Annotated in this window: 15 protein-coding genes; 6 read left to right on the top strand and 9 right to left on the bottom strand. The window is 74.2% G+C overall.

Annotation, left to right across the window (positions count from 1 at the left end):
* Window position 1 precedes the first annotated feature (1 nt).
* The 4 genes from SCNRRL3882_RS01810 to SCNRRL3882_RS01795 all read right to left on the bottom strand — a co-directional run bounded on the left by SCNRRL3882_RS01810 (window position 2) and on the right by SCNRRL3882_RS01795 (window position 5,271).
* A complete protein-coding gene (locus SCNRRL3882_RS01810; protein ID WP_010033405.1) occupies window positions 2-1,120 on the bottom strand; it encodes an acyl-CoA dehydrogenase family protein in 1,119 nt (372 codons plus the stop codon).
* Window positions 1,117-3,711, bottom strand: a complete 2,595-nt coding sequence (locus SCNRRL3882_RS01805) for a putative PEP-binding protein (RefSeq protein WP_010033410.1) — start codon at window positions 3,709-3,711, stop codon at window positions 1,117-1,119. Before SCNRRL3882_RS01805 ends, SCNRRL3882_RS01810 begins: the two co-directional genes overlap by 4 nt.
* A complete protein-coding gene (locus SCNRRL3882_RS01800; protein WP_202458260.1) occupies window positions 3,708-4,340 on the bottom strand; it encodes a hypothetical protein in 633 nt (210 codons plus the stop codon). Before SCNRRL3882_RS01800 ends, SCNRRL3882_RS01805 begins: the two co-directional genes overlap by 4 nt.
* Before the next feature lie 94 nt (window positions 4,341-4,434).
* On the bottom strand, window positions 4,435-5,271 hold the full coding sequence (locus SCNRRL3882_RS01795) for an enoyl-CoA hydratase/isomerase family protein (RefSeq protein ID WP_010033415.1): 837 nt from the start codon (window positions 5,269-5,271) through the stop codon (window positions 4,435-4,437).
* A gap of 120 nt (window positions 5,272-5,391) precedes the next feature.
* Between SCNRRL3882_RS01795 and SCNRRL3882_RS01790 the strand changes: the two genes are divergently transcribed.
* Window positions 5,392-6,609 carry an acyl-CoA dehydrogenase family protein gene (locus SCNRRL3882_RS01790; RefSeq protein WP_010033417.1) on the top strand — a complete coding sequence of 406 codons (1,218 nt, stop codon included), beginning with the start codon at window positions 5,392-5,394 and terminating at the stop codon, window positions 6,607-6,609.
* Between the two features lie 72 nt (window positions 6,610-6,681).
* On the opposite strand, the gene SCNRRL3882_RS01785 is transcribed toward SCNRRL3882_RS01790, so the two are convergent.
* Together SCNRRL3882_RS01785 and SCNRRL3882_RS01780 are read right to left on the bottom strand one after the other, a co-directional pair.
* On the bottom strand, window positions 6,682-7,455 hold the full coding sequence (locus SCNRRL3882_RS01785) for an NPP1 family protein (RefSeq protein ID WP_010033419.1): 774 nt from the start codon (window positions 7,453-7,455) through the stop codon (window positions 6,682-6,684).
* Window positions 7,456-7,594: 139 nt separating this feature from the next.
* A complete protein-coding gene (locus SCNRRL3882_RS01780) occupies window positions 7,595-8,575 on the bottom strand; it encodes an ATP-dependent DNA ligase (protein ID WP_029180726.1) in 981 nt (326 codons plus the stop codon).
* Between the two features lie 173 nt (window positions 8,576-8,748).
* On the opposite strand from SCNRRL3882_RS01780, the gene SCNRRL3882_RS01775 reads away from it, so the two are divergent.
* A complete protein-coding gene (locus SCNRRL3882_RS01775; protein ID WP_010033421.1) occupies window positions 8,749-9,264 on the top strand; it encodes a MarR family winged helix-turn-helix transcriptional regulator in 516 nt (171 codons plus the stop codon).
* A gap of 8 nt (window positions 9,265-9,272) precedes the next feature.
* On the opposite strand, the gene SCNRRL3882_RS01770 is transcribed toward SCNRRL3882_RS01775, so the two are convergent.
* Window positions 9,273-10,430, bottom strand: a complete 1,158-nt coding sequence (locus tag SCNRRL3882_RS01770; protein WP_050810157.1) for an MFS transporter — start codon at window positions 10,428-10,430, stop codon at window positions 9,273-9,275.
* A gap of 90 nt (window positions 10,431-10,520) precedes the next feature.
* On the opposite strand from SCNRRL3882_RS01770, the gene SCNRRL3882_RS01765 reads away from it, so the two are divergent.
* From SCNRRL3882_RS01765 to SCNRRL3882_RS01750, 4 genes are all read left to right on the top strand, one after another.
* Window positions 10,521-11,267, top strand: coding sequence for an AraC family transcriptional regulator (locus SCNRRL3882_RS01765; RefSeq protein ID WP_010033424.1), 747 nt, complete (start codon window positions 10,521-10,523; stop codon window positions 11,265-11,267).
* A gap of 77 nt (window positions 11,268-11,344) precedes the next feature.
* Entirely contained in the window at window positions 11,345-11,725 is a 381-nt protein-coding gene (locus SCNRRL3882_RS01760; protein WP_010033427.1) for a DoxX family protein, read from the top strand.
* Window positions 11,722-12,189 (top strand): peroxiredoxin, encoded by a 468-nt coding sequence (locus tag SCNRRL3882_RS01755; protein WP_010033429.1) that lies wholly within the window; start codon window positions 11,722-11,724, stop codon window positions 12,187-12,189. Before SCNRRL3882_RS01760 ends, SCNRRL3882_RS01755 begins: the two co-directional genes overlap by 4 nt.
* Before the next feature lie 61 nt (window positions 12,190-12,250).
* Window positions 12,251-14,593 carry an ATP-binding SpoIIE family protein phosphatase gene (locus SCNRRL3882_RS01750; RefSeq protein WP_010033430.1) on the top strand — a complete coding sequence of 781 codons (2,343 nt, stop codon included), beginning with the start codon at window positions 12,251-12,253 and terminating at the stop codon, window positions 14,591-14,593.
* A gap of 9 nt (window positions 14,594-14,602) precedes the next feature.
* Here SCNRRL3882_RS01750 and ligD read toward each other — a convergent pair whose 3' ends face one another.
* Both ligD and SCNRRL3882_RS01740 read right to left on the bottom strand, forming a co-directional pair.
* Window positions 14,603-15,634: a non-homologous end-joining DNA ligase gene (gene ligD / locus SCNRRL3882_RS01745; RefSeq protein WP_010033431.1), complete on the bottom strand. Its 1,032-nt coding sequence runs from the start codon at window positions 15,632-15,634 to the stop codon at window positions 14,603-14,605.
* Between the two features lie 6 nt (window positions 15,635-15,640).
* Window positions 15,641-16,255, bottom strand: a complete 615-nt coding sequence (locus SCNRRL3882_RS01740) for a DNA polymerase ligase N-terminal domain-containing protein (protein WP_010033434.1) — start codon at window positions 16,253-16,255, stop codon at window positions 15,641-15,643.
* Window positions 16,256-16,272: the final 17 nt, after the last annotated feature.

Raw genomic sequence — 16,272 nt, 5'->3', positions numbered from 1 at the left:
GTCACCAGCCCAGCAGCGCGGCCAGCCGTTCCCGATGATGTGCGGCGCCGCCCAGCAGAACGGCGTCGGACTGGGCGCGCCTGAAGTACAGGTGCGCGTCGTGCTCCCAGGTGAAGCCCATCCCGCCGTGGAACTGCACGCACTCGGCGGCGACGGAGACGAACGCCTCGCCGCACCAGGCCTGCGCCACAGCCGCCGCCTCGGCCAGTGCCCCCGGTGAGCCGTCCGCCAGGACCGCGCGCACCACGGCCGACCGTGCGGCCTCGACCTGGAGCAGCATGTCGGCGCAGGCGTGCTTGACCGCCTGGAAGCCGCCGATCGCCCTGCCGAACTGGGTACGGTCGCGTACATGGGCCACCGTCATGTCCAACGCGGCCTGTGCTCCGCCGAGTTGCTCGGCGGCCAGGGCGATCAGGGCCACGTCCAGGGCGCGGGAGACGATGTCCGCGCCCTCGCCGCCGGCGGTCAGCACCCTGGCCCGGGCCCCGGAGAAGGCGACGATGGCCTGACCCCGGCTGAGGTCCAGCGTGGGAACCCGGCGCACCGTGACCCCGGCCTCGCGCGGGTCGGCCAGGAACAGGTCCACGCCGTCGGCCCCGGCCGCGGCCACCACCAGCGCCTCGGCGTCGGCGCCGTCGAGGACGAACGGCGCTGTGCCGTCCAGCAGCGGGACGCCGCCCTGCCAGGAGACGGCCACCGGCACGGCGCCGGGCCGCCACCTGCCGTCGGGCGCGGTCACCGCCAGGGCATGCACGGTGCCCTCGGCGAGCTCGGCCAGCGCCTTGCCGGCCGTACCGCAGCCGGCCAGCACCTGCCCGGCCAGCACGGTGGAGGACAGCAGCGGTACCGGTGCCAGCGTCCTGCCCAACTCCTCGCAGACCACGGCGATCTCGGCGAGGCCGCCGATGCCTCCCGCCGACTCGGGCAGGCCGAGGGCCGCGAGGCCGACCTGCCGGCCGAGGGTGTCCCACAACTCGGCGTCGATGCCGGGGGCGTCCTCGGCCAGCCGGCGTACCGCGGCGGTGCCGCCGACGTCGGCGCACACCGACCGCACGGTCTCGCGCAGGTCCTCCAGCTCGGCGTCCGACAGTGCCGCGCCGTCGGTCACGGTGCTCGTCATCGTGCGCTCCCGCTCTCGTCCGGTCGCTGCCGCAGGGCACTGTGCGCGGCGGCCATGCGGGCCACCGGCACGCGGTGCGCGGAACACGAGACGTAGTCGAGGCCGAGGCCGTCGCAGAAGGCGATCGACTCCGGGTCCCCGCCGTGCTCACCGCACACGCCGAGCTTGATGCCGGGCCGTACGCCCCGTGCCCGCTGTGCCGCCAGGGCGACGAGTGCGCCCACCCCGTGCGGGTCGAGCCGGGCGAACGGGCTGGCGGTCAGGAAGCCGCGCTCCTGGTACGAGGCGAGCACCTGTCGCTCGACGTCGTCCCGCGAGAAGCCGTAGGTGAGCTGCGTGAGGTCGTTGGTGCCGAAGGAGAAGAACTCGGCGTGCTCGGCGAGTTCGCCGGCGAGCAGCGCGGCCCGCGGCGTCTCGATCATCGTGCCGAGCCGGTACGGGACCTCCACCCCGGTGCGGGCGGCGACCGCGTCGGCGGCGCCGCGCACGTACGCGGCCGCAGCGGCGAGTTCCTCCGGCAGACTGACGAGCGGGATCATCACCTCCAGCTCCGGCCGCACTCCGGTGGCGGCGACGTCGACCCAGGCGGTGAAGAGCGCCTCGGCCTGCGCCGGGTAGAGCCTCTCGTGCAGCAGCGCCAGCCGTACCCCGCGCAGTCCGAGCATCGGATTCGCCTCGCGCAGCGCCGCGGCCCGCTGCTCCTCGGCCGCGTCCAGGGCCTGGCCGGGGGCGGGCAGGAACTCGTGCAGCGGGGCGTCCAGCAGGCGCACGGTCACCGGGCGGTCGCCCACGACGGCCAGCAGTGCGTGGAAGTCCTCGTGCTGGGCGCGCTCCAGCGCCAGCAGGGCCTCGTCGCGGGCGGTCGGGTCGGCGGCCAGGAGCACCCGGCGGATCAGCGGCAGCCGCTCGCCGAGGAACTGGTGTTCCGTACGGCACAGTCCGACACCCTCCGCGCCCAGGGCGAGGGCGGTGGACACCTCGGCGGCCGTGTCGGCGTTGACCCGCACGCCCAGCCGGCGCATGCCGTCCGCCCACTGCAGCAGCGTGGACAGTTCGGGCGGCGGTCCGGCGACACTGACGCTCAGCGTCCCGGCGTAGACGGCGCCGGTACGGCCGTCCAGCGAGACCGGGTCGCCCTCGCGCACCACCCGCTCCCCGAAGCGGACCGTCCCGGCGGCCCGGTCCACCCGCAGCCCCTCGGCACCGCACACCGCGGGCTTGCCGGCGCCCCGCGCCACCACGGCGGCGTGCGAGGCGATCCCTCCGCTCCCGGTCAGCACGGCGGCGGAGGCCAGCATCCCGGGGACGTCCGCCGGGGTCGTCTCAGCAGCCACGAGCACGACCTGCGTACCGTCCGCGGCCAGTTCGAGGGCGCGTTCGCTGGACAGCACGACCGCTCCGGTCGCCGCCCCCGGCGACGCGGGCAGCCCCCTCACCAGGAGGTCCTCCCCGCCGGTCAGCCGCAGTTGGGGGTGCAGCAGTTCCTGCACCTGCGCGGGTGTGACCCGCCGTACGGCCTCCTCGCGGCCGAGCGCCCCGTCCCGGGCCAGGTCCGCGGCCAGACACACCGCGGCCCTGAGCGGCGGGCGGAGTTGCGCCGAGGCGGCGAGCAGGGAGATCTCGTCGTCGCGGACCTCGAAGTCGACCGACACCGGTGCCCGCAGATGACGCTCCAGGGTGAGCAGGGAGTGCTCCAGCAGCGTGGTCCCGCCCGCGAGCCGGTCCAGCGGTTCACCGGTGTGCGGCGGCGGGGCGCTGCGGCGCACTCCCCGGAAGAAGGAGCCGTGGGGAGAGAACCGCCCGGTCCCGGGATCACGGCTGACCGCCGTGCCGTAGCCCGAGTGGTCCGCCGGACCGATGCGCAGCGCCTGCACGTGCAGGGCGAGGGCCAGATCGGCGGGGAGCCGCTGGGCCCGGCGGGACCTTCGCGCGCGCGGCGAGTCCCACCGGGCGAGGACAGCCCGGGCGGCCAGCGCGAGCTGCTGCGCCGGATCGTCGGGGAAGGGCCGGGAGCCGTGCCGCGCCACCAGGGAGAGCAGTGCTTCGACCCGCGCCCGCGGCTCGGGCGTGTCCAGGATGGCGTCGTCGAGCGCCGCACCGGACACGTCGAGCGCGCACTCGGCGATCATCCGCACGGTGGCGGCCCACACCTCGTACAGAGCCTCCGCGCGACCGATGACGGCGCACAGGTCGTCGGCGTCGCCCGAGGTCACGCCGAGACAGGCCAGGTCGGGCGGCAGCCCCGCGATCTCGGTCGGCGCGCTCGCCGACAGACGCAGCAGCAGCGGACGGCCCGGGTCGCCGATCCGCCGCCCGGCGAGCTGTTCGACCAGATCGACGGCGGCTTCGGCGGTGTCGGGTTCGCACAGCGACGCGGAGGTGCCCGCGGGCACGGTGAGCCCCGGCACGACCGGCAGCCCGAGGGCCACCAGCCGGTCCATCGCCGCGCCGTGCGCGCCCAGCTCGTCGGCGTCCAGGCCTCGGATGCGGCCCTGCCCGTAGGGCACCAGGACCCTGCCGGGGGCCTCGGCGGGCGCGAGAGGAGCGCCGGACTGTGCGAGCGGGCCCGCCTCGCGGTCGGCGACGCTCACCCCCGGCTCCTCGTGACCAGTTCCTCTTCCCGGGCCTCGTCCTCGGCCCGGCTGATCCCCAGCACGAGCAGCAGCTCCTGGTGCAGCCGCATCCACACGGTGTGGTACGAGTCGCACAGCGGCGAGGCCAACCACGCGGGCAGCCCGTCGTCGAAGCGGTCGAGGGCTTCCTCCAGGGCCGTGAGGTACCGGCCGCTGCCCGGGAGCACCCGCTCCAGCCGGCGCAGCACGGGCTGGATGGCCTCGTGCACGTCTTCCAGCGACTCGCGCACCTCGGCGTCGTAGGCGTCGTCGGAGTGGTCGTTCGCGGTGCCGTCGGGCCGGCACTGCCATGCCGTGCACACGTCGCGGATCTTCCGGTTGACCGGGAGGAACGCCTCGTAAGCAGCGGTGATCCGCTCCTCCTGCTCGGAGCCGGCGGGAACCCGCAGGACCCGCGCGGCGGCGGCCTTGGCCGACTCGGTCGGCAGCACCACCGGACCCTTCACCATCGCCAGCCCGGCGTCGACCAGGGGACGGTGCTCGGACTCCGGCCGACCGCGCCACATGCCCCGCAGAACGAGGTCGACGACGGCTTCGGTGAGAGGCTCGTCGGGAGCGTCCGGAAGGCCCACGGCAGCAGATCGCATCGCCACACCTTTTCCCCGGTTCTGTGGTGACCGGTTCCTCGGTTCTGTGTTGCCCGGAGGTTACGCCCCGGGGAGCCTGTTAGTGAAGAGGGACTCAAGAAACACTTTCCGCTGTGCCGGCCTCGGCCCGGCCGTCGCCCGCCGTCCGGCTGCCCCGCGCGGCGAGGAACGACGCCATGCGGTCCCGCGCCTCCCGGCCGTCCGCCAGGTCGGCGATCAGTCGAGCCTCTTCGGCGAGGTGGCGGCACAGTTCCTCACCGGTGCCGGCGCGCAGCAGGCCCTTCGCGGCGCGCAGTGCGTCACCGGCCCCGGCGGCCAGAACGGCCGCGGTCCGGTGGGCCGCGTCGTCCAGTTCCCCGTCCTCCACCGAGCGGGAGACCAGGCCCCAACGTTCGGCGTCGTCGCCGGTCAGGACCCGGTTGGTGAGGATCAGATCCGCTGCCCGGCGAGGGCCCACCAGGCGTGGCAGGAACCACGAGGCCCCGCAGTCCGGCGTGAGCCCGATCGCCGTGTACGCCAGCCGGAACCGCGCGGACCGCGCCGCCAGGACGATGTCGCCCACCAGTGCCAGGCCGATCCCGCCACCGGCGGCCGCGCCGCGCACGGCGGTCACCACCGGCACCGGCAGCTCGTACAGGGCCTGTACCGCCGCGTGCGCGGCGCTCGCCACGGCATGGACATAGGCGCCGGTCCCGGTGCCGCGACCGGCGAACGCGCGCAGGTCACCGCCCACGCAGAAGTTGCCGCCCGCCGCTCGCAGCAGCACTGCGCCGCCGGGGTCCGCGGCCACCTCGCGCGCCGTGTCCCGCAGCGCCTCGGCCGTCCTCAGGTCCAGGGCGTTGCCCCGTCCCGGATCGTCCAGCGTCAGCTCGACGACCCGGTCGGGGTGGCGGACGATCCGGACCGGCCCGGTGCTCACGGCAAGGCTCATGGGCGTTTCTCCTGTCGTCTTCCCGTCGCCGGGTGCTTCCCGGCAAGATACTGAAGACGCTATACAGTTTCTAGGACGCGACGGGAGCCGATGCCCGTACGCCCGTCCGCGGGAGGTCCCGTGCCCATCCAGTTCGATGTCGATCCGAGCGTCGCTGAACTTGCCGCCGATACCGCCGAGTTCGTCCGCGAGGTGGTCATTCCGGCCGAGCGCGCGTGCGGCGGGTCCGTGCACGACGCTCCCGAGGACCTGCGGGAAACCCTGCAGAAGGCCGCCCGTGACGCGGGGGTGTTCACTCCGCACGTGCCGGCGCGCTGGGGCGGACACGGGCTCGACCTGCGCGGACAGGCGGTGGTGTTCGAAGCGGCGGGCTACTCCCTGCTCGGACCGCTGGCGCTGAACTGCGCCGCCCCGGACGAGGGCAACATGCACCTGCTGGAGAAGGTGGCCACCGAGGAACAGAAGCAGAGGTACCTGCGGCCGCTCGCGGCCGGTGAGTCACGATCCTGCTTCGCCATGACCGAACCGGCTCCGGGGGCGGGTGCCGACCCCCGCTTGCTGCGCACCACCGCGACCCGCGTCCCCGGCGGCTGGCGCATCGACGGGCGCAAGTGGTTCATCACCGGTGCCGAGGGGGCCGGCTTCGCCATCGTCATGGCCCGCACCTCCGGCAGTCCCGGCGACCCGGGCGGCGCCACCATGTTCCTGGTCGACGCCGGCACTCCGGGCATGCGCCTCGTCCGGACCATCGAGACGCTGGACGAGTCGCTCTTCGCCGGGCACAGCGAGATCGTCTTCGAGGGGTGCGTCGTGGGGGAGGAGCACGTGCTCGGCGCGGTGGACCACGGCTTCGACGGCGCCCAGGTCCGGCTCGGTCCCGCCCGGATGACGCACTGCATGCGCTGGCTGGGAGCTGCACGCCGGGCCCAGGACGTGGCGCTGGAGCGGGCGGGGAGCCGGGTGGCGTTCGGCTCGGCGCTGGGCGACCTCGGCATGGTCCAGCAGATGCTGGCCGACTCCGAGATCGACATCGAGGCGAGCCGCGCCCTGATCCTGCGCACCGCCTGGGAGTTGGACACCGGCTCCGCCGCCGCCTCGCAGCTGACCTCGGTGTCCAAGACCTTCGTGGCGGAGGCGGTGAACCGTGTGGTCGACCGGGCGGTGCAGATCTGCGGAGCGCTCGGTGTCTCGGCCGTCGACGCCCCGCTGGCCCGCCTGTTCAGGGAGGTGCGGCCGTTCCGCATCTATGACGGCCCGTCGGAGACACACCGTTTCGCCATAGCGCGCCGCGCGGTGCGGCCCTACCGGCAGGCGCGCACGGGTGCCGTCGACAGCTGATGACGGCCTCGAGGCGAGGAGTCGTTCGGCCCGGCCGGGGACATGGGGCCTCCGGCCGGACCATGGGTGGGATCAGGCGTAGGGGTCGAACGCGATGCCCGAGGGCTTGGCCGACGCGAGGTGGTTCGCGAAGTTGGCGTCCTTCAGGCCGAAGTTGGCGCTGCCGAAGTTGTAGGACGTCAGCTTGTCGCGCACCCCGGCGGGGTAGCCGTTCCAGCCGACCAGCGGCGGGTACTGCCAGGTGCCCTTGTGGTTCTCGGGCGGCTCGTCGTTCGAGTTCGCGAGGCGGAAGCAGTGGGTGCTCGCCCCGTCCTTGTGGTAGACGATCTTCGGGTGGGTGCCGTCGAAGCGGACCTGCGACGCCGCGTGCACGCTGAACGAACCGTGCGCGGACGTCGAGACGTACTTGACCTGGTTGTCCTGCACGAACACCGCGACGTGCTCGAAGTCGTGCCGGTGGCCGCCGATGCCGCTGCCGGCCACCGCCTGGTCCTTCTCGAAGTAGAGGGCGTAGAGGATGGCGCACCAGCCGTTGTTGCACTTGGAGCGCGAGTAGCCGTTGGTGTTGTCCAGGTCCGAGGCGTCGCGGCAGTCGCCGTTGAGGGCGCCGGTCGGGTTGAGTCCGCCGTTGACGGTGCCGTCCGTGCCGATGGCGGGCGTGGAGTAGCAGCCGTCGGTGTCGTAGTCGTAGGCGGGCTGGAACGTCTGGTCGAGGGACTCGGCGTTGGCGGGCAGCGCCCGTGGCGGTGCGGCGAAGGCCGTGGCGGGGAAGGCGAGGACGAGGGCGGCGGCACCGGCCAGTCCGGTGAGCCATCTCCTGCGGGGGGCGAACGGGCGTGACGACACTGCGTCCTCCTCTTGGGCGCAGCCCAACGGCTGTGGGGGAAAGGGAGGTTCAGCTTCCAGGCTGAACGCGTCCATGCCAAGAGGGGGGAGTGATCTCAGAAGTGAATCGCATCCCAACAACCGGAGTCCGTACGCCGTTTCAGACGATGTCGTCCGGGATGTCGGCCGCCGCCTCCTCGGGCGCGAGATCCGGCCGGAGCCGCAGCCAGGACGGCTGCCGCAGCAGGCCCTCCCGGGTGCGGGTGCTGTAGCGGACCTCGCCGACCAGCCGGGGGACCACCCAGTGCGCGCCCGGTGCGCGTGGGGCGGGGTCGAAGGGGCAGACATCGGTCGCGGCGGCCCGCAACAGCCCGGCGAGTTCCGTCCGTTCCGCCTCGCTCCAGCCGGTGCCCACACTTCCGACGTAGCGCAGCCGCCCCGCGGCACGCTGCCCGACCAGCACCGCGCCGGGCAGGCCCGTGAGCCGCCCCTTGCCGGGCTGCCAACCGCCGACCAGGACGTCCTCGGTGCGCATGTTGCGGATCTTGATCCAGGCCCGGGAACGCACCCCCGGTTCGTACACCGAGTCAAGCCGTTTGCAGACCAGACCCTCCATTCCGTGCTCGCGAGTGGCGGCCAGGGCCTCGGCGCCGTGGCCGACGATCGCGGCCGGGGTCGACCAGGAGGGGCCGGCGAGGCCGAGGTTTTCCAGTGCCGCGCGGCGCCGTGCGTAGGGCAGCCGGATCAGCGAGTGGTCCTCCAGATGCATCAGGTCGAACAGCACGAGATGGACCGGCACCTCCGCCGCCCGCCGGGCCGCCCTCGCGGGCGCGTGCGCCAGGCCCATGCGGGACTGGAGCAACTGGAAGCTCGCCCGGCCCTGTGCGTCCAGGGCCAGGATCTCGCCGTCCAGGACGGCCGGCGTGGGGCCGAAGGCGGGGCCCAGCGGCCCCAGTTCGGGATACGCGGCCGTGATGTCCTCCCCGGAGCGGGCGCGCAGCAGCACGCTGCCGTCCCCGGGGAGATAGACCACCACGCGCTGGCCGTCCTGCTTGGTCTCATAGGCCCAGCGCGCGTCCTGCGCGGCGGGCGGCAGGGTGCCGGGCGTGGCGAGCATGGGCGGGATCAGCGGCAGGTCCACGGGTGAGTTGTGGACGTCTCCGTGCCCGGTCACGCTCGTTTTCCGGGTCTTTCCCCTGAACGGCGTCCGCCCGTCGGCCCTCCTGCCGACCGTGTGCGGCTCCCTGCCCGGCCTGCTGCCCGCGCACCTCGTGAATTACTTGAGTTAGGCAACGAGATGGTAACGTGGCGCACATGTCCCCACCACCGCTCCCCGGCGTCCCCTCCCCGGAAGTGATCGAGATCGAGCGTGCGCTCACCCGTATCACCTACCTGAGTACGCGCGCCCGCCAGCACGACCGGCTGATGGCGCTGGCGGGCGTGCCGCTCGACCGGGCCGCCGTCGCGCTGCTGCGGCAGGTCGCCGACTCCGAGCCGCTGCGGCCGGGGGAGCTCGCCGCCCGGCTGGGAGTGGAGGCCTCGCACGTCACGCGCACGGTGCAGCAGTTGCAGAAGTCCGGCTACGTCACCCGCGTCCCCGACCCCGACGACCGCCGCGCCCAGCGCATCGAGCTCACCGACGCCGGCCGGCAGGCCGTCGCCAAGGTCCGCGAGGCCGGGGTCCGCGGCATGCAGATGGCCCTCTCCGACTGGTCCCCCGAGGAGCTGCGGCAGCTCGCCACCCTCTTCCACCGCATGGTCGACGACTTCCTCGCCCACGCCGTCGACGAGGAGCCCGAGCCCCGGCCCGCCCCGTCGAGCCAGGCCTGATACCCCGGTCACCGTGCGGCCGGGTCACGCGGATCCGCCCCCTCGGTGGCCGCGGGACCGGGCGGTGCGGGCTCGCGCAGCCGGCACAGAAGCAGCCGGCCCACCGCGGGCAGGGCGACGAGCGGCAGCAGGGCGGTCCGCAGGGACGTCGCGTCGGCCAGTGCCCCGAGCAGGGGAGCGGCGAGGCCGCCGACGCTCACCGTCAGCCCGAGCGTGACCCCGCTCGCGGTGCCCACCCGCCGGGGCAGACAGTCCTGGCCCAGGGTGATGTGCAGCGAGAACGGCACGTACAGGCCCGCCGACGCCAACGCGACGAACACGTACACCGGCGGCCCCGGCACCAGGACCAGACCGGCCACGGCCAGGACCGTCAGGGCGTACGACCGGCGCACCACCGCCAGCCGCCCGTACCGCTCGGCCAGCCGCCCCCCGGCCAGCGTGCCCACCGCGCCCCCGGCGTAGAGGACGAACAGCGCCGCCGTACCGGCCACCTCCCCGCCCCCGGTCCGCTCCCGCACGTACAGCGAGACGAACGCGCTCAGACCGACGAACACGACCGAGCGGCAGACCACGGCCCCGGACAGCCGCAGAAAGGCCGGCCAGTCGTCCCGGCCCGCGGTGACCGGCGCGCCCGCCTCCGCCGCGCCGGACGAGGCCGCGCGCACCGCCGACGCGCACAGTGCCGCTCCCGCCACCGCCGGGACGGCCAGCAGGGGAGTGGCGCGCAGCCCGCCGGTCGCCATCACGGCGAAGACCAGCAGCGGTGCCAGGGCGAAACCGGCGTTGCCGCCGAAGGAGAACCAGCTCATCGCGGTGTGCCGGCCGTACGCGACGGCCCGCGCCACCCGGGCGGCCTCCGGATGGTAGGCGGCCACCCCCACCCCCGACACGGCGACGACCGCCAGGGTCGACGCGTAGGAGCCGGTCACCCCGCTCAGGGCGACGCCCGCCCCGGCCGTCAGCGCGCTGAGCGGCAGCAGCCACGGCAGCGCCCACCGGTCGGTGAGCACCCCGAACAGCGGCTGCACCAGCGACGAGAGCAGGGAGGCGGCCAGCACGACGCCGGAGGCGGCGGCGTACGAGTAGGTGCGCTCGGCGACGAAGTACGGCACCAGAGCGGCCACGGCGCCCTGGTACACGTCCACGCAGGCGTGTCCCAGGGACATCAGGGCGACGGGCCGGTTGCGGCGGGAAGCGGTCACCCGGAGATCGTCACCGCCCGGGCGCCTGGCCCGCTTCCGATAATCTGCCGGATCGTGTCGAACATCCGCCACACCCCGACGGCCCCGACCCGCGCCCAGCGGCTGACCGCGGGCGACCGCATCGACGCGCACCGGCACGACGACCACCAGATCGTCTACGCGGGCTCCGGCGTCGTGGCCGTCACCACCGACGCCGGCACCTGGTTCGCGCCCGGCACCCGCGCCCTCTGGGTCCCGGCCGGCACCGTGCACGCCCACCGCGCCCACGGCCGGCTCGACCTGCACCTGGTCGGCCTGCCCGCCCACGACAACCCGCTGGGCCTGGACCACCCGGCCGTCCTCGCCGTCACCCCGCTGCTGCGCGAGCTGATCCTCGCCTACACCCGCGACCCCGGCGACGACAGTCCCGAGCGGCACCGGCTGCGTGCCGTCCTCCGCGACCAGCTGCGCCTCTCGCCGCAGCAGCCGCTGCGCCTGCCCACGCCCGCCGACCCGCGCCTGGCCGCCGTCTGCGCCCTCGTGCACGCCGATCCCGCCGACGCGCGCACCCTCGCCGCCCTCGGCGCCGCGACCGGGGCGGGCGAGCGCACCCTCAGCCGGCTCTTCCGCAGCGAGTTCGGCATGACGTTCCCGCAGTGGCGCACCCAGTCACGGCTCTACCACGCCCTGCGGATGCTGGCCGACGGCCTGCCCGTCACGACCGTCGCCCACCGCTGCGGCTGGTCTTCCGCCAGCGCCTTCATCGACGTCTTCCGCCGCTCTTTCGGCTACACCCCGGGCGCGCACAACCGCCGCGCCTGACCCGTCGGAACCCCCGCGCCACAGCCACCCCTTTACCGTCCAGTAATATCGCGCGGCAGGCCATCAGAGGAGGAACCGTGCCCCGGTCCGAACGCTCGCCCCTGCTGCTCGCCGGCCTGCTGGCCGCCGCGGGGGTCGCCCACTTCGCCGCCCCACGCCCGTTCGACGCGACCATCTTGGGCGGCCTGCCGGGCACGCCCAGGACCTGGACCTACGCCAGCGGAGCCGCCGAGCTCGCGCTGGCCGCGGGCCTGGCGCTGCCGCGTACCCGCAAGGCCGCCGCGCTGGCCACCGCGGCCTTCTTCGTCGGGGTGTTCCCCGCCAACGTGAAGATGGCGGCCGACTGGCGCCACCGCCCCGCGCCGCAGAAGGCCGCGGCCTTCGGGCGGCTGCCTCTGCAGGTGCCCCTCGTGCTCTGGGCCCGCGGCGTCGCACGGAACGCGGAGGGCCGGTCGTGACCGCGCGCCTGGAGGCGGGGGACAAGGTCGAGGACTTCGCCCTGCCCGACGAGACCGGCACCGTCCGCAGCCTGTCCGGACTGCTCGCCGAGGGACCGGTCGTGCTCTTCTTCTACCCGGCCGCCCTGACCCCCGGCTGCACCGCACAGGCCTGCCACTTCCGCGATCTCGCCGCCGAGTTCGCCGCCGTCGGCGCACGCCCCGTCGGCATCAGCGGGGACACCGTCGAGCGCCAGCAGGAGTTCGCCAGACAGCACGCCCTCGGCATGCCCCTGCTGTCCGACGCCGACGGCACCGTCCGCGAGCGGTTCGGCGTGAAGCGGGGCTTCTCCCTGGCACCGACCAAACGCACCACCTTCGTCATAGCGCGCGACCACACCGTCCTCGACGTCGTACGCAGCGAACTGCGCATGAACGCGCACGCCGACCGGGCGCTCACCGCCCTGCGCGCTCACCGGAGCTGACACCGTCACGAATGCTCCGTCGCGGTTGATACAGGGCGGCAAAGGGATAATCCTGGATGATATGGAGGACGCCTCCGCTGCTGCGATCATCGACGCCCGCGGCACCGTGACGGGGTGGAGCGAGGGTGCCCGGCGGCTGACCGGCTACCCGGCCGAGGAGGCCGTGGGACGGCCCGTACGGGAACTGCTCGCCGAGGACGTGCCGCCCGAGGCGGTGTCCGCACGGTCGGGCACCGTCATGGTGCGGCACCGCGACGGCTATCTGGTCGGGCTGCGCGTCACAGCCTGCGTCGTCACCGGCCGGGACGGGGCACCGGACGGCTGCGTCATCACCGCCGAGCCCCCCGGCAGCGCCGAGACCTCCCTGGCCGGAAAGGCCTTCCAGCAGGCGTCCATGTCGATGTCCGTGTTCGACACCGACCAGCGCTATCTGCGGCTCAACTACGCCGCCTGCCAGGTGATGGGCGTGTCCGAGGAGACCCTGCTGGGGCGGCACTTCCCGGAGACCGTCGAGGAGGCCGAGCACAGCCGGGGCTTCAACTGGCACCTCCGCCACGTCGTCGAGACCGGCCGCCCGCTCCGCTACGAGAGCTACACGGGCGCCCCGGCCCTGAACCGGGAGCACGCCTGGGTCACCGAGATGTGGCCGCTCCGCGACCGTTCCGGCGAGCTCCTGGGCACCGCCCTCGCCGCGTTCGACAGCACCGAGCAGTACTGGGCGCGGCAGCGGCTGGCCCTGCTCAACGAGGCCGCGGCGGCCATCGGCACCACCCTGGACGTGGTGCGCACGGCCGAGGAGCTGATCGAGGTCGTGGTGCCCCGGTTCGCCGACTTCGCGAGCGTGGACCTGTTCGACTGGGTCCTCGGCGCGGAAGAGTCGCCGACCGTGCCCCACGACGAGATCGTGCTGCGCCGCGTCGCCCACGGCTCCGTCACCGAGGGCACCCCGGAAGCCGCCGTCCACCTGGGAGAAGTGGACGCCTACCCCGCGTTCTCCCCCATCGCGCGGGCGATGCGGGAGGGCCGGGCGATCGTCAGCCAGGCGGGGGAGCCGTCCTTCATGCGCTGGGTCGCGGAGCGCAACACACGCGCCCCGCAAGGCAGCCCCTACCGCCAGGGCGTCCACTCGATGATGGCCGTGCCGCTCCGGGCCCGCGGCATCACCCTCGGCGTCGCGGTCGCCGTGCGCATCCGGCAGGTGGACGACTACGTCCCCGACGACGCCGTGTTCGCCGAGGAACTCGGCAGCCGCGCCGCGGTCTGCGTCGACAACGCCCGCCGCTTCGCCCGCGAACGCACCACCGCGCTGGCCCTCCAGCACAGCCTGCTGCCGAAGGGACTGCCGGGCCAGGCCGCCGTCCAGGTCGCCCACCGCTATCTGCCCTCCGGCTCGGCAGCGGGCATCGGCGGTGACTGGTTCGACGTGATCCCCCTGTCCGGCAGCCGGGTCGCGCTCGTCGTCGGTGACGTCGTGGGCCACGGCATCCCCTCCTCGGCGACCATGGGCCGCCTGGTCACGGCCGTACGGACCCTCGCCGACGTGGACCTGCCACCGGACGAACTCCTCACCCACCTCGACGACCTGGTCACCCATCTCGCGTCGGACGACGAGGGCGACGAGGTCGCCGAACTCGGTGCGACCTGCCTGTACGCCGTCTACGACCCCGTCACGCGCCGGCTGAACCTGGCCGCCGCGGGGCATCCCGCCCCCGCCCTGGTACTGCCCGACGGATCCGCGCGGCTGATCCCCATGAGCGCGGGGCCCCCACTGGGCGTCGGGGGGCTGCCGTTCGAGGCGACGGAGCTCCAGCTGCCCGAGGGCTCCGTCGTCGCCCTCTACACCGACGGCCTCGTCGAGGACCGCGACCGCGACGTCGACCACGCCACCGACGAGCTGTGCCGCGCCCTGACGGTGCCCGCCGACTCGCTGGACGCGCTGTGCGACACGGTGCTGAAGGCCGTACTGCCGGAGGAGCCCGGCGACGACGTGGCCCTGCTGCTGGCCCGTACCCGGGCGCTGGGCGCGGACCAGGTCGCCACCTGGGACGTGACGCCCGACCCCGCGCAGGTGGGCGCCACCCGCCAGGCCGCCACCGAGCGGCTCACCGAGTGGGGGCTGGACGAGACGGCCTTCGTCACCGAACTCGTCGTCAGCGAACTGGTCACCAACGCCATCCGGTACGGCGCCCCGCCCATCCAGCTCCGTCTCATCCGCGACCAGACCCTCATATGTGAGGTCTCCGACGGCAGTTCGACCTCCCCGCACCTGCGGCGGGCCCACCAGGACGACGAGGGCGGCCGCGGACTGCTGCTGGTCGCCCAGCTCACCCAGCGCTGGGGCAGCCGGCAGACCACCCGGGGCAAGACGATCTGGTGCGAACAGTCGCTCACCCCGCTGTTCTGACCGGACCGCTCACCCGGCGGCGTGCCCCGGCGGGCGTTCCCGCACCACGTCCCGCGGCTTCTTGTCGTCCCGCAGCCCCAGGTAGCGCGGGTGGCGCAGCATGCCGTCCCGGGTCCACTCGGCGAACGCGATCTGGGCCACCAGCTCCGGCCGCACCCAGCGCGCGCCCGCCTCCCGCACCGGCCCGTCGAACGGAGAACCGGACTCGCGCAGCCCGTCGAGCCGCTCGCGCAGGTCCAGCAGCGTGCGCCGGCCGAAACCCGTGCCGACCTTGCCCGCGTACCGCAGCCGCCCGCCCTCGTAGTGGCCGAGGAGCAGCGCGCCGAGCCCGACCCGGCTCCCGGCCGGCTCGGTGAACCCGCCGACGACGAACTCCTGCCCCTGGGAGCACTTCAGCTTCAGCCAGTCGCCGGACCGGCGCGGCTCGTAGACGCCGTCGGCGCGCTTGGCGATCAGGCCCTCCCAGCCCCGGGCGCAGACGTCCGCCAGCAGCTCGGCGCCGCCCGCGTTGCGGTGCGGCGTCAGCCGGAGCGGGGAGCGGTACGCGAGCGCCCGGCGCAACAGCGACTTGCGGATCCGCAGCGGCAGCTCCCTGGTGTCGGCCCCGTCCAGCCGGAGCAGGTCGAACACGTAGTACGTCACGGCCACGCCGCTCGCCGCCACGTCCTGACGCCGGGTCAGGCCCATGCGCTGCTGGAGCCGCGCGAAGTCCGTGCGCCCGCCCGAGAACGCGACGATCTCCCCGTCGAGGACGAAGTCGGCGCCCGACTGGGCCGCCAGGGCGTCCACGATCTCCGGATAGGTGTCGTTCAGCCGGCGACCCGACCGGGACAGCAGCGTCACCCGCTCGCCCTCCCGGACCGCCAGCACGCGGACGCCGTCCAGCTTCCGCTCGAACACCCACTCCTCGTCCGCCTCCGTGAAGTCCCGCCGGTCGCTCAGTGTGGCGAGCATCGGGCGCGCCGCCAGTTCCGCCCCCGGGCGGGCCGCCCCGAGCAGCCGCCGCTGTCCGTCGGACAGGGTGTCGAGGAGACCGGCCATCGCCGGTCACTCCCCGGCCGCGTCCGAGGCGACCTGGGCGAGGGTGCGCCCGGACACGGCCGAACGCGCCCGGCGCGGATCGGGGGCCCCGTGCGCACGGGCCCGGCCCCCGGCCCGCCTCACCAGCAGCCAGGCCTCCTCGCCGGCACCGCTGCCGTCGCCGCGGAACCGGGTCAGGGCGTACTCGCCGCGCAGTTTCGCCCCGCTCAGCCGGAACGTGGCGTGCCCCCGCTCCAGGGACTCGGCGAAGTCGACCGGCCGCCCCTTGCGGTCGTGGCTCAGCGGCTCGTACGTGCCGTGGTCCCAGACGATCACCGTGCCGCCGCCGTACTCGCCGCGGGGGATCACGCCCTCGAACTCCTCGTACTCCAGCGGATGGTCCTCCGTGGGCACGGCCAGCCGTTTGTCCTTCGGGTCCGCCGAGGGGCCCTTGGGGATCGACCAGGACTTCAGGACGTCGTCCACCTGCAACCGGAAGTCGAAGTGCATCGTGCTCGCGTCGTGGATCTGCACCACGAACCGGGGCCGGTCCCCGGCGGACCCCCCGCTGCCCCGGGGCTCGCCGGTCCGGTCGAAGTCGCGCTTGCCGCGGTAGTCCCGCAGCCGGTCCCGCTCAGCCACCTGCGGCTCCTTCCTGC

The organism is Streptomyces chartreusis NRRL 3882 (assembly GCF_900236475.1).
Classification (GTDB): domain Bacteria; phylum Actinomycetota; class Actinomycetes; order Streptomycetales; family Streptomycetaceae; genus Streptomyces; species Streptomyces chartreusis_D.
This window is presented reverse-complemented; position numbering and strand designations above follow the sequence as displayed.

Coding starts and splice junctions, on each gene's coding strand:
- SCNRRL3882_RS01795 (WP_010033415.1), bottom strand. CDS start 5,271: ATGAGCCTTGCCGTGAGCACCGGGCCGGTCCGGATCGTCCGCCACCCC.
- SCNRRL3882_RS01775 (WP_010033421.1), top strand. CDS start 8,749: ATGTCCCCACCACCGCTCCCCGGCGTCCCCTCCCCGGAAGTGATCGAG.
- SCNRRL3882_RS01810 (WP_010033405.1), bottom strand. CDS start 1,120: ATGACGAGCACCGTGACCGACGGCGCGGCACTGTCGGACGCCGAGCTG.
- SCNRRL3882_RS01750 (WP_010033430.1), top strand. CDS start 12,251: ATGGAGGACGCCTCCGCTGCTGCGATCATCGACGCCCGCGGCACCGTG.
- ligD (WP_010033431.1), bottom strand. CDS start 15,634: ATGGCCGGTCTCCTCGACACCCTGTCCGACGGACAGCGGCGGCTGCTC.
- SCNRRL3882_RS01770 (WP_050810157.1), bottom strand. CDS start 10,430: ATGTCCCTGGGACACGCCTGCGTGGACGTGTACCAGGGCGCCGTGGCC.
- SCNRRL3882_RS01800 (WP_202458260.1), bottom strand. CDS start 4,340: ATGCGATCTGCTGCCGTGGGCCTTCCGGACGCTCCCGACGAGCCTCTC.